Genomic DNA, 12392 nt, shown 5'->3' with positions numbered 1-12392 from the left:
CCTGCTTCCTCACAATGATATCAGCGCATCCAGGGCAAGCACGCCCCTTCCCTCGGGATAGACGATCACGGGATTGAGATCGACTTCTCCAATCATCGGCGTGGCCGCGACCATGTGCGCCAGCCGCTGCACCATATCGGCGAGCGCGCCGATATCCATGACCTGCGCCCCACGAAAGCCGTCCAGCAGCGGCGCCATGCGCAGCCCCCTGATCGCCGCGATAATGGCGTCGCGCCCAAGATCAGCGGGCAGCAGCGCGACATCGTGCAGCAATTCCGCCGCCACCCCGCCGAAGCCGACGAGGATGGTCGGCCCCCAGTGCGGATCGTTGCGCGCGCCCACGATCATCTCGACCCCGCTTTCCGCCATGCCTTCGACCAATATGCCGTCCAGCGCCAGTCCAGGGCGGGAGGCGGCGATATTGGCGTGCAGGCGGTTCCATCCCTCCACCAGTTCCTCGCCGGTTTTCAGGCCGATGATCACGCCGCCCGCATCACTCTTGTGCGGCAGTTCGGGGGATTGCGCCTTCAGCACGACCGGATAGCCCAGCCGCTCCGCCGCGGCCACCGCTTCGTCCACGGTGCGGGCCAATGCGAAAGCGGGGAAGGCGATGCCATGCTCCGCCATGATCTCCTTCGATCGATATTCCGGGAGGCTACTGCCCACCTGCGTCAGCCCGGCGACGGGCGTCGTCGCCAATGATGCGGCGCTCCTATCCCGCTTCAAAAAGGCCGTGATCCGCGCCAGCGCCCGCAACGCCCTCTCCGCTGTCGGCAGATAGGTGACGCCGGCCCGGCGCAAAGCCGCGATATCCGCCTCGAACACGCCGCCGCCTTCATCGACGCCGCCGATGATGATCGGCTTGGCCGTTTCGATCGCCTTCAACGCTTCCATGACCGCCGCGAACTTGATGCGCGAGGTGCCGGTCGTCGTCTGAATGAGCGTCAGCACGATCGTGCCGATGCGCGGATCGGCGGCCAGCGCCGCCAGCGTTCGCCCGTACAGGCCCGAATCGACCAGGCCCTGCGCGGTAATATCCAGCGGATTGGTGACGGGCACGAAATCGGGCAGCGCCGCGCGCAGCGCCGGGCTGTCTGCATCGGTCAGCACCGGCAGATACAGGTCGACCGCTTCGGCGAGGTCCAGCATCATCGCCTTGAACGCGCCCGATTCGGCGATCACGCCCGTTCCACCCGCGCCGAGGTGCGCGCAGCGGATCATGATCTCCACCACGTCGCCCAGTTCTTCCAGTGACTGGACCAGTATGACACCGGCGCGTTCGGCATGGACCTGCATGACGGCATAGTCGCCCGCCATCGCCCCGGTATGCGTCGCCGCGCTGGCCGCGCCGGCGTCGCTGCGTCCCGGATGCAGCAGCACCACCTGCTTGCCCCGGTCACGGGCCACGCGCGCGTGCGCCAGAAAACGGGCGGGGTTCCGAAAATGCTCGACGATCATGCCGACGACGGCGGTATCGGGGTCATCGATCAGATGGGCGAGATAATCCTCCACACCGCTGGCGGCTTCGTTGCCCGTGGAGATATAGCAACTGAGCGGGACGTCGCGATGGATCATCGTGGTCGCCAGCACCGCCGCCATGGCGCCGGACTGCGACACGATGCCGACGCGCCGCGCGCCCTGCGCCCGCGCTTCGGGCATTTCGATGAAGGTCAGCGAAACCCGGTCGCGAAAATTGACGAAGCCCAGGCAATTGGGACCTTCCACCACCATGCCCGCTTCGCGCGCGATCCGGCCGATTTCTTCCTGATCGGCCAAACCCTGTGGCCCGTCCTCGGCGAAGCCCGCCGAAAAGATCACCGCCGCGCCCGCCCTGCGCTGTGCCAGCCCACGCATGGCATCCAGCACACCCGCGCGCGGTATGGCGAGCACGGCGACATCCACCCCTTCGGGCAGATCGTTCACTGATGGCACGCAGGGTCGTCCGCCGATGTCCGCGCGCTTCGGGTTGACCAGGTGAATATCGCCCTCGAACCCCTGATTAACGAGATTGGCCAGCACCGACGCGCCCAAGGCTCCGGGCTTGTCTGACGCCCCGATGATCGCCACCGATCGCGGTCGCAACAGGCGATCGAGCGGCAGCATCGCGCGATCATGCCCATCCTGTTCGGCACGGCTGGCAACTTCGATCAAGCGCACGACTCCCATATTTTTCGGGCGTAATCGGAAGGGGCGCACCCATGCACGTCCGCAGCCATGCAATCGCCTCGCATCCTGCCCCGAATCAGCCTTTTGAACGGCTCTAATTGTGCGCTAGAGATACATTTCGCGCAACCCTGTTTCGCGCTGCGAGCCTGTCAGTCGTCCTTGTCCCCGCGCCTGACCGCAGGCTTGCGCTTTGGCGTCTCGGGACCAAGCTTGCGCAAAAGCATATGCAATGTCCGCGCTTCTTCCGCCGTCAGGCGGCCGGTCATGCGCGCGTCCGATTGGCGGGTAGCGTCCAGCATCGCCGCCACCAGCGATTCGCCTTCGGGCAGCAGGTGCAACGCGTTCGTGCGCAAATCCCGGCCAGGCCGACGCTCGATCAGATTGCGCTCCGCCAGGATATTCACAAGTTTCATTGCGCTGGAACGATTGACGCTCAGCGCCTTGCCGAGCGCGGTCTGATCACTGCCTGGATTGTCGCGGACCAGGATTAGCGCCGTCAGCTTGGCCGGCGAAATGTCGAAGGACGACAGGGCCACCCTGGCGTCCGCCTCCATGACCAGATGCGCCCTCTGGATCTGATAGCCCATCAGCGACTGGAGGTCGGAGCCCTGTTTCATATCTGAACGATACCTCTTGCCGAAATTGTATCCGCGGCGTACATATCCAGAGTATAGTCTGCATTCTAAAAAAGCGACACCCAATGCCGACGGGGATCATGACGGCCAGTGGAGAGCGATAGTGGATCATCAATTTCATATGTTGATAGATGGACAACTGGTTCCAGGAGTCAGCAGCTTTGACGTCGTCAACCCCGCTACGGCGGAGACCTTCGCCCAGTGCCCCAAGGCGGACGCGACCATGTTGGAGCAGGCGGTAATCGCGGCGAAGCGCGCGCTGCCCGCCTGGTCCGCCCTGACGATGGACGAGCGCGCCGCGCTGATCCTCAAGCTCGCCGACGCGATGGAGCAACGCAGCGGGGAATTCGCCAGCCTGCTAACCCGCGAACAGGGCAAGCCGCTCGATCAGGCCGGATATGAGATCATGGGCAGCGTCTACACGCTGCGCGCCATCGCGGAAATGCGGATCGCGCCCAAGACACTGCGCGAGGAAAATGGCAACCGGATCATCGAACATCGAACGCCGCTGGGCATCGTCGCTGCGATTACCCCGTGGAACTTCCCGGTCATCCTGCTGATGAACAAGCTGGCGCCCGCGCTGCTGACCGGCAACACGATGATCGCCAAGCCCGCGCCAACCACGCCGCTCACCACCCTGTTGTTCGGCGAATTGTGCCAGCAGATACTGCCGGCGGGCGTCGTCAACATCCTGTGCGACCAGAATGAACTGGGCGGTTTGATCACAGGACACCCCGATATTGCCAAGATCGCCTTCACCGGATCGACCGCGACAGGCCGGAAGGTCATGGCTTCTTCAGCCGGGACGGTAAAGCGGGTCACGCTGGAACTCGGCGGCAACGATGCCGCCATTGTGCTGGACGACGTCGATCCGCGCCAGATCGCCCGCAAGGTCTATCAGGGCGCGATGACCAACGCCGGCCAGATCTGCGTCGCCATCAAGCGCGCCTATGTGCCCGCCGCGCTGTATGACGATTTCTGCGACGAACTGGCCAGGCTGGCCAACGAGGCGATCGTCGACGATGGTGCCAAGCAGGGCACGACGATCGGCCCGATCCAGAACAGGATGCAGTTCGACAAGGTCAGGGCATTGATCGAGGATGCGCGGGGCCGCGGGACCATATTGGCGGGGGGCGACGCGCTCGACCGGCCCGGCTATTTCATCCCGCCCACCATCGTCCGCGATCTGGACGACACGGCGCCGCTGGTATCGGAGGAACAGTTCGGTCCCGTCCTGCCGGTGTTGCAATATACCGATGTCGACGACGTCATCGCCCGCGCCAATAATTCCGATTATGGCCTGGGCGGGACGGTTTGGGGGAAGGATGTGGCGCGCGCCACCGACGTTGCCATGCGGATCGATTCGGGGACGGTGTGGGTCAACCAGTTCCTGGCCATCGACCCCAGCATCCCGTTCCGCGGCGTCAAGCAGTCGGGCCTGGGCGCGGAACTGGGCGAAGCGGGTCTGCTGGAATATACCCAGGCGCATGTCGTCAACGTCGTCGCCTTGGAGAACGCCTGATCGCGCATGTCATCGGGGGAAGCACATTGCCTTCCCCGATGACGCCGTCCGCCTTTATGATGCCAGCTGTTTTTCCAGATCGCCCAGCACGCGATAGCAGTCGAGCACCTGCCCGACGGAACTGTTAGGCTCCCGCCCCTCGCGGATGGACGCGATGAACTCGCGATCCTGCAATTCGATGCCGTTCATCGACACGGCCACATGCGACACGTCGATCGGCTCTTCCTTGCCTGTGACCAGATCGTCGTAGCGGGCGATATAGGTCGCGCTGTCGCCGATATAGCGGAAATAGGTGCCCAGCGGACCGTCATTGTTGAACGAGAGCGACAGGGTGCAGATCGCGCCGCGCTCGCTCTTGAGCTGGATCGACATGTCCATCGCGATACCCAGTTCGGGATGGATCGGCCCCTCGATCGCATTGGCCTTGACGATCCTGCCCGCCTGATAGGCGAACAGATCGACCGTATGGGCCGCATGGTGCCAGAGCAGATGATCGGTCCAGCTGCGCGGTTCGCCCTTGGCATTGATATTCCGCCGGCGGAAAAAATAGGTCTGCACATCCATCTGTTGCAGGTTCAGTTCACCCGCGACGATCCGGTTGTGGACATATTGGTGTGACGGATTGAAGCGGCGGGTATGCCCGACCATGCAGGCAAGGCCCGTTTCCCGCTGCTTGGCGACCACGGCTTGCGCATCGGCCCAGCTATCGGCAAGCGGAATTTCGACCTGCACGTGCTTGCCCGCGTTCATGCAGGCGATAGCCTGGCTCGCATGCATCTGCGTGGGGGTGCACAGGATCACGGCATCGACATCGGCTCGCGCGAGCGCGTCCTCCAGATGTTCCGAACTATGCTTTGCGCCATATTTGGCGGCGACCGCTGCGGCCTGCTCGCCCGTCCGGCTGATGATCGAGACGATCTCCACCCCATCGATTTTCTGCAAACCGTCGAGATGCTTTTCGCCGAACGCGCCGGCACCAGCCAGGGCAATACGCATGAGAAATCCTTCCGTCTGATATCAGGCAATCGGTTCGAGCACGATATGTCCGACCGCCGTGTTGGATGCCGGGACGTGATAATGGCGATGCAGCGCCCGCACATTGGCGCCGAGCGCCCCGCGCATGATGAGCCACATGACCATCTCGATCCCTTCCGATCCGGTTTCGCGCAGATATTCGATGTGCGGGATGTGACGAAGCCGCTCCGGGTCATGGACGAGGTCGTCGAGGAAGCGATTGTCCCACTGCGCGTTGATCAGGCCAGCGCGCGGCCCCTGGAGCTGGTGGCTCATGCCGCCCGTGCCCCAGACCTGCACATTAAGGTCCTCGGGATAGCTTTTCACCGCACGCGCGATCGCTTCGCCCAGCGCGTAGCAGCGGTTGCCGGTCGGCGGCGGATAGGTGACGACGTTGACCGCGAGCGGAACGACCTTGCACGGCCATGCCGCAGGCTGGTCGAACATCAGGCTGAGCGGCACGGTCAGGCCATGATCGACGTCCATATGGTTGACGATGGTCATGTCGAATTCGTCGAGGATACAGGATTGGGCGATGTGCCAGGCGAGGTCCGGGTCGCCGATCACATCGGGCACGGGCCGCGGTCCCCATCCCTCATCCGCGCTTTTGTACCGTTCGCCGCAACCGATCGCGAAGGTAGGAATGAAATTCATGTCGAAGGCGCTGGCATGGTCGTTATAGACCAGGATGACGACGTCGGGCTTTTGCGCCGCTTCCCAAGCGCGGGTCCAGTCGAAACCGGCGAAACATGTTTTCCAGTACGGCTCCTGAGTCTTGCCCTGATCGATCGTCGCGCCAAGTGCGGGAACATGGCTGGCGCCAATACCGGCGGTTATGCGGGCCATTCGTGGTTTTCCTTCATGGATGGAGCGCTGGCGGTCGAACGGCCGCCCGTCATCATCGCCCCTGCCTTTTCAACAGCGCGTCGAGCCGCGGGAATATCCTGCGGGCATTGCCGGAAAAGATCGCGTCGCGCTCCTCCTCACTGATGTCGAGTGCATCGACATAGCGCTTCGTGTCATCGAAATAATGACCCGTCGTCGGATCGACCCCGCGCACCGCGCCGACCATCTCCGACCCGAACAGGATATTCTTGTTGTCGATCACGTCGGCAAGCAGGTCGATGCCCGGCTGATGATAGACGCAGGTATCGAAAAAGATATTGTTCATCAGATGGGTGTCGAGCGACGGCTTTTTCAGCATGTCGGCAAGGCCCCTATAGCGCCCCCAGTGATAGGGCGCCGCCCCGCCGCCATGCGGAATGATGAAGCGCAGGGTCGGGAAATCGGCGAACAGGTCGCCCTCCAGCAATTGCATGAACGCAATGGTGTCCGCCGCGATATAATAACCCCCGGTCGCGTGCATCGCCGGATTGCAGCTGCCCGACACATGGATCATCGCGGGCACATCCAGCGCGACCATCGTCTCGTAAAAGGGATACCAGTAGCGGTCGGTCAGGGGCGGCGACGTGAAATGCCCGCCCCCCGGATCGGGATTGAGGTTGCAACCGACAAAGCCCAGTTGCCTGACGCATCGTTCCAGTTCGGCGATCGAACTCGCCATGTCGGCGCCCGGCGACTGGGGCAGCATGCAGGCGCCGGCGAATATCTCCGGGTAGAGGCCAACGACGCGCGCGATCAGGTCGTTGCACCGGATTGCCCATTCCCGCGCGACCGCCGCGTCGCCGACATGCGGGGCCATGGCAGACGCGCGGGGCGAGAAGATCGTCATGTCCGCGCCCCGATCGCGGATCAGGCGCAACTGGTTGGCTTCGATCGTCTCGCGGATTTCAGTGTCGCTGATGTCGGGATAGGGCGGCACGACCGCCCCAGCCTCATGGGCCGCCTTCTGCGCCTCGCGCCAAGCGTCATGGCCCTTGGGCAATACGGTGTAGTGGCCGTGACAGTCGATCACCAATGTCATGCGGCCTGCTTTCTGGTTGCAACGATCTGAACGATCTTGGCGTCGAGGCCTTCGGCGGGCCTGCCCAGTCCGAGCATCCCGATGGCGCGCTGGCGTTCGACGGTGCCGTGCGTCATGGCCGCACCGGTGCAAAGCCCCTCCAGGGTCTTGACGACCTCCTCCATCTCGGCGGCGCGGCGCAGGCCGTGAACCATCATCCGGTCGAGACAGTAATCGGCCCTTTCGGCCCATGACCTCGTCGTTTCGCTGGCGTCCAGAGAGGAAAGCACTTCGTCGCGCACTCCCGCCGCCTGCGCCGCCAGCACACATTCAGCGGTCAGCGCCTCCAGCCCCTTGACCATGATCGACCGGATCATTTTGATCGACGAAGCGCGGCCGACCGCGTCCCCGACGATCCGTGTGTCAGTAAAGCCAAGGGCTTTCAGCTTGTCCTCGGCTGCCTCCGCCTGCGCCCCGCTCAACAGCAGAGGCACGGCGAGGCGCGCCGGACTGACCGGGGCCATCACGGCAACGTCGACATAATGACCCCCTACGGCCTCGATCAGTCGGGCAGCGGCCTGCTTGGTCTGGGGCGAGACGCTGTTCATGTCGCAATATAGCCCACCTGGCGACAGGTTCGCGGCGGCGGCATGCGCTGCGGCCAGTGCCTGATCGGCCGTAACCAGCGAAAGCAGCAGGTCGGCATCGGTAACGACGTCCGCCATGGTGTCGCGACCGTCCGCCCGCGCCGCAGCATAATCAGCGCGTTTGGCGGCGCGCGTCTCGGCTCGGTCTGTCTTGATGTCATAGACGCGACAGTTCGTGACCCAGTCGCCCGCCTGCGCGAAGGTGCGGCCCGCTTCCCCGAAGCCAATCAGTCCCGTCATCATATTCATGTCGCGCTTGTAGGCGCCGACGCAGCTACCGATCCAATCCAATCATCGCTAAGAGCTATAAGCTATTACGAATTCTGGCGGCCATGATTTATTATTTCAGCGCGTTCATGAAGGATCGTAATGAAGTGTTGTTGCAGGGGCGTCGGTCGCCAGTCGGAGCGCGTCGTGAGGCCGATGGCGCGACTGACCCCGCCTGGTGCGACGCCCAGTTGGACCAGCAAGCCCGCTGCCAGTTCCGCCGTAACCTGATCGGGCGAGAGCATGGTAAGAAAATCGGTCTGCCCCAGCAGCTGGCGAATGGTGATCACCGACCCACATTCGATCGGCACTTTCGGCAGTCCGACACCCCCGCGCGCGAACATTTGCTGCCACAGGCCGCGCAGCGGCGTGCCCTGCGCCGCCATGATCCAGGAAAACCCGAAAAGGTCGGCTGGAGTCGGCGGGCCGACGCTACGCGTCAGCGGATGGCCGGGCCGCGCCAGGATCACCGGATGGTCGGCAAACAGGGCTGCCTGAACCAGGTCGGCGCCCGGCGCATCGTCGCGCAAGGCGCCGATCATCATGTCGATGTCGCCGTCACGCAATGGGCCGATCAATTCGGCGTGCGATCCTTCGACCACGACGATGTCGACATGCGCGTGCCCACGCAGAAACGTTGCTATGGCATCGGGCAGAAGGCGTGCGCGAGAAAGAGGCATGGCCCCGATAACGATGCGACCGACCTCCTGACCCTGCAAAGCAGTGATCTCCGCGAGTCCGGACCGTAGTTCGGCCAGCGCCAGTCTGAAATTGCGCGCGATGTCTTCCCCTCGCCGGGTGAGCGCGACCTTCCTGCCGCGACGATCGACGAGTCGCGCACCGAGCGCCAGCGACAGATCGGCCACCGCGCGATGCAGCGATGCCTCCGCCAGGCCGGTCGCCGTCGCGGCGGCCGCATAGCCGCCATGCTGCGCCAGCGCCACGAACGCTCGGATTTGCGCCGCCGTCGTGCGCCGGGTGCCCAGCAGCCGCAACGCATTATCGGCCCGTTCGGCCAAGAGATGCCCCGCCGGCGTCGCGACCAGCATTCCCGGCACGCGGTCGAACAGCGCCATGCCGACCTGCCGCTCCAGCTTCACGATGCCCTGGGTGATGGCGGGCTGCGTCAGGTTCACCGCGCGCGCCGCCACGCTTATGCTGCCGCTGCGCACGACGATGGGCAAGGCCATGAGATGGCGGACGTTGAGCTGAGTCGGATCGATCACATAGCAGTATTAGCAATTTCTTATGCCAGGTGCATCAGTTCCGATTTGCGCGCGAGAACGCAAGAGGCGCATCAGTGGCCAAGATCGGGAGAAATTATGGCAGGCATCGTCGTCCAGAATATCGAACGTCCGCCATTGCGGGTGATCGATGGCCTTGCCAAGTGCGGTGTAGCCACCTGCCATGAGGCGCAAGGCCGAACCGGCCTGCTCGCGCCCTATATACGTCCCATCTATGCCGGCGCGCGGATCGCGGGTTCCGCCGTCACCATTTCGGCGCCGCCGGGCGACAACTGGATGGTGCATGTCGCGATCGAGCAACTGCGCGAGGGCGATATCCTGCTGCTCGCCCCCACCAGCCCCTGTTCCGATGGCTATTTTGGCGATCTGCTCGCGACGTCTGCGCAGGCGCGCGGTTGCCGGGGCCTGATTATCGACGCGGGCGTGCGCGACCTGCGTGACCTGAAGGCCATGGACTTCCCTGTGTGGTCGAAGGCGGTTCATGCGCAGGGCACGATCAAGGCAACGCTAGGATCGGTCAACGTCCCGGTCATATGCGCCAATGCCCTCGTCAATCCCGGCGACGTGGTGATCGCCGATGATGACGGCGTGTGCATCGTGCCACGGCAGGACGCCGCCACCGTGCTGGAAAAGGCGCAGGCGCGCGAGGCGCTGGAGGACAGCAAGCGCCAGCGGCTCATGTCCGGCGAACTGGGCCTCGACATTTACGACATGCGAGGCAAGCTGGCCGAGATGGGGTTGCGATATGTCTGACAGCGCGCCGGTGATGTGGATGCGCGGCGGCACGTCGAAGGGCGGCTATTTCCTGAAGGACGACCTGCCCCAGGAACCCGCAGCGCGCGATGCGTTTCTGCTGCGCATCATGGGATCGCCCGACGCGCGCCAGATCGACGGCATGGGCGGCGCGGACCCACTGACCAGCAAGGTCGCCGTGGTCGCGAAGTCGACGTGTGACGGTATCGACGTCGATTATCTGTTCCTGCAAATATTCGTCGACAAGGCGCTGGTGTCCGACCAGCAGAATTGCGGCAACATGCTGGCCGGGATCGCGCCCTTCGCGATCGAGCGCGGTCTGGTCGCCGCACAGGATGGCGAAACAAGGGTCGCCATCCTCATGGAAAATAGCGGGCAGATCGCCGTCGCGACGGTGCAGACGCCCGGCGGCGTCGTGACCTATGCCGGCGATGCCCGGATCGACGGCGTACCAGGGAGCGCGGCGCCAGTGCCGCTGGCGTTCCGCGATACCGCCGGATCGTCCTGCGGCGCGCTGCTGCCGACCGGAAACGCCGTCGATATCGTGCATGGCGTGCCCGTCACGCTGATCGACAATGGCATGCCTTGCGTGGTGATGAAGGCGTCCGATGTCGGCGCGAGCGGCTACGAAAGTCGCGAGGAGCTGGATGCGGCAACCGACCTGAAGGCACGGATCGAAGCCATCAGGCTGGCGGTCGGCGAGCGTATGAACCTGGGCGACGTCACGGACAAGTCGGTGCCCAAGATGATGCTGGTCGCAGCGCCCCGCAATGGCGGCGCGGTCACGGTGCGCAGTTTCATACCCCAGCGTGCCCATGCCTCGATCGGGGTGCTGGGTGCCGTCAGCGTCGCCACCGCCTGCCTGATCGCGGGATCCCCCGCGGCCGAAGTCGCCGCCATTCCATCCGGCCGTCGCAAGACGCTGTCGGTGGAGCATCCGACCGGCGAGACGACATGCGTCATGAAACTGGACGAAAACGGCGCGGTGATTAGCGCGGCGATACTGCGCACCGCGCGTAAATTGATGGACGGGGTGGTTTTCGCATGAGCGACGACACCCAGGATCGCATTATAAGCTGGCACAGCGATCCTTCCGTACCGCGTTTCACGCCGCCTGCTGGTGCCGTGGACGCACATTGCCATGTGTTCGGACCGATGGCGCAATTCCCGTTCAGCGCGAAAGCGAAATATCTGCCTGCGGATGCTGGTGCGGACGAGCTGTTCGCGCTGCGTGATCGGCTCGGTTTTTCCCGCAATGTCATCGTCCAAGCGAGTTGCCATGGCACCGACAACAGCGCGACGCTCGATGCGATTGCCAAGTCTCAGGGCATGGCGCGCGGTGTTGCCGTGGTCGATCCTGCGATTTCCGATGCGGAGCTGGAACGGCTTCACGCCGGGGGCATCCGTGGCGTTCGGTTCAACTTCCTCAAGCGGCTGGTCGATGATGCGCCCAAGAACAAGTTTCTGGACATCGCGCACCGCATCAAAAAGCTCGGCTGGCATGTCGTCGTCTATTTCGAAGCGGACATACTGGCGGAACTGCGCTCCTTCATTGACGCGATCCCCACGTTGATCGTGATAGACCATATGGGCCGGCCAGATGTCGCACAGGGGCTACGCGGGGCTGATATGCAAGCGTTCCGTGGGCTGCTCGACAGCCGGGCCGACATCTGGACGAAGGTGACTTGCCCCGACAGGCTTGACGCCAAGGGACCGCCCTGGCACGATTTCGTTGCTACGGTGGCACCGCTGGTCGCGGACTACCCCGATCGCGTGCTCTGGGGGACCGACTGGCCGCATCCCAATATGCAGGAGGCGATCCCGGATGATGGTGCGCTGGTCGATATAATCATGCGCATTGCACCGACTGTGGCGCTTCAGCGCAAGCTGCTGGTCGACAATCCCATGCGGCTGTATTGGCCTGAGGATGCCGATAGCCAGTCGGCGACCCGCTTGTGAGACTGCCGGCTCATCAAAGGTCATGTGTTTCCCCAGTGACTTCATCTGCCAGCGGCCCAGCTTCCAGCACTGTTTTGGCCGGTTGTGTGTTGAAATAGGATGCAGTTTCCGGTCGCAATGCGGGCAGCGCGCCGCGCGGATCGGTCGGCCCGCCGATCCGCGCGGCGGTGAGTGAGCAGGACTTCAGGAAGGCGTAGGCGATCAGCCGTCACATGACCCCGGAGAGACTGTTGCACTCCGGGTTGATCGAAGGCCGCCGTGACCATTGTCAGAAAAGGCAAA

General features: G+C 63.8%; 11 protein-coding genes. 4 read left to right on the top strand and 7 right to left on the bottom strand.

The window, feature by feature from the left end:
• Positions 1–9: 9 nt before the first annotated feature.
• Together ACODSN_RS05900 and ACODSN_RS05895 are read right to left on the bottom strand one after the other, a co-directional pair.
• On the bottom strand, positions 10–2103 hold the full coding sequence (locus tag ACODSN_RS05900; protein ID WP_489054130.1) for an acetate--CoA ligase family protein: 2094 nt from the start codon (positions 2101–2103) through the stop codon (positions 10–12).
• 212 nt (positions 2104–2315) lie between these two features.
• On the bottom strand, positions 2316–2783 hold the full coding sequence (locus tag ACODSN_RS05895; RefSeq protein ID WP_489053879.1) for a MarR family winged helix-turn-helix transcriptional regulator: 468 nt from the start codon (positions 2781–2783) through the stop codon (positions 2316–2318).
• Positions 2784–2922: 139 nt separating this feature from the next.
• On the opposite strand from ACODSN_RS05895, the gene ACODSN_RS05890 reads away from it, so the two are divergent.
• Positions 2923–4323: an aldehyde dehydrogenase family protein gene (locus tag ACODSN_RS05890; RefSeq protein ID WP_489053877.1), complete on the top strand. Its 1401-nt coding sequence runs from the start codon at positions 2923–2925 to the stop codon at positions 4321–4323.
• A 54-nt stretch (positions 4324–4377) separates the two neighbouring features.
• Here the strand turns inward: ACODSN_RS05890 and ACODSN_RS05885 are convergent, their stop codons facing one another.
• The 5 genes from ACODSN_RS05885 to ACODSN_RS05865 all read right to left on the bottom strand — a co-directional run bounded on the left by ACODSN_RS05885 (position 4378) and on the right by ACODSN_RS05865 (position 9377).
• Positions 4378–5319 carry a Gfo/Idh/MocA family oxidoreductase gene (locus tag ACODSN_RS05885; protein ID WP_489053876.1) on the bottom strand — a complete coding sequence of 314 codons (942 nt, stop codon included), beginning with the start codon at positions 5317–5319 and terminating at the stop codon, positions 4378–4380.
• Positions 5320–5340: 21 nt separating this feature from the next.
• Entirely contained in the window at positions 5341–6183 is an 843-nt protein-coding gene (locus ACODSN_RS05880) for a class III extradiol dioxygenase subunit beta (RefSeq protein ID WP_489053874.1), read from the bottom strand.
• Between the two features lie 52 nt (positions 6184–6235).
• Positions 6236–7261 carry an amidohydrolase family protein gene (locus ACODSN_RS05875; RefSeq protein ID WP_489053872.1) on the bottom strand — a complete coding sequence of 342 codons (1026 nt, stop codon included), beginning with the start codon at positions 7259–7261 and terminating at the stop codon, positions 6236–6238.
• Positions 7258–8136: an NAD(P)-dependent oxidoreductase gene (locus tag ACODSN_RS05870; RefSeq protein WP_489053871.1), complete on the bottom strand. Its 879-nt coding sequence runs from the start codon at positions 8134–8136 to the stop codon at positions 7258–7260. Before ACODSN_RS05870 ends, ACODSN_RS05875 begins: the two co-directional genes overlap by 4 nt.
• A 65-nt stretch (positions 8137–8201) precedes the next feature.
• Positions 8202–9377 carry a LysR family transcriptional regulator gene (locus ACODSN_RS05865; RefSeq protein ID WP_489054128.1) on the bottom strand — a complete coding sequence of 392 codons (1176 nt, stop codon included), beginning with the start codon at positions 9375–9377 and terminating at the stop codon, positions 8202–8204.
• 99 nt (positions 9378–9476) lie between these two features.
• Between ACODSN_RS05865 and ligK the strand changes: the two genes are divergently transcribed.
• From ligK to ACODSN_RS05850, 3 genes are read left to right on the top strand one after another with little or no spacing between them, the layout of a single operon-like run.
• Positions 9477–10151: a 4-carboxy-4-hydroxy-2-oxoadipate aldolase/oxaloacetate decarboxylase gene (gene ligK, locus ACODSN_RS05860; RefSeq protein WP_489053869.1), complete on the top strand. Its 675-nt coding sequence runs from the start codon at positions 9477–9479 to the stop codon at positions 10149–10151.
• The gene (locus ACODSN_RS05855) at positions 10144–11199 is read left to right on the top strand and encodes a 4-oxalomesaconate tautomerase (protein ID WP_489053867.1); all 1056 of its coding nucleotides are present in this window, start codon (positions 10144–10146) and stop codon (positions 11197–11199) included. Before ligK ends, ACODSN_RS05855 begins: the two co-directional genes overlap by 8 nt.
• Positions 11196–12110 (top strand): amidohydrolase family protein, encoded by a 915-nt coding sequence (locus ACODSN_RS05850; protein WP_489053866.1) that lies wholly within the window; start codon positions 11196–11198, stop codon positions 12108–12110. Before ACODSN_RS05855 ends, ACODSN_RS05850 begins: the two co-directional genes overlap by 4 nt.
• The last annotated feature ends 282 nt before the right edge of the window (positions 12111–12392 follow it).

Source organism: Sphingobium sp. FG11 (assembly GCF_057809915.1).
The sequence above is the reverse complement of the archived record's forward strand: the minus strand, read 5'-3'. Positions and strand labels throughout refer to the sequence as shown.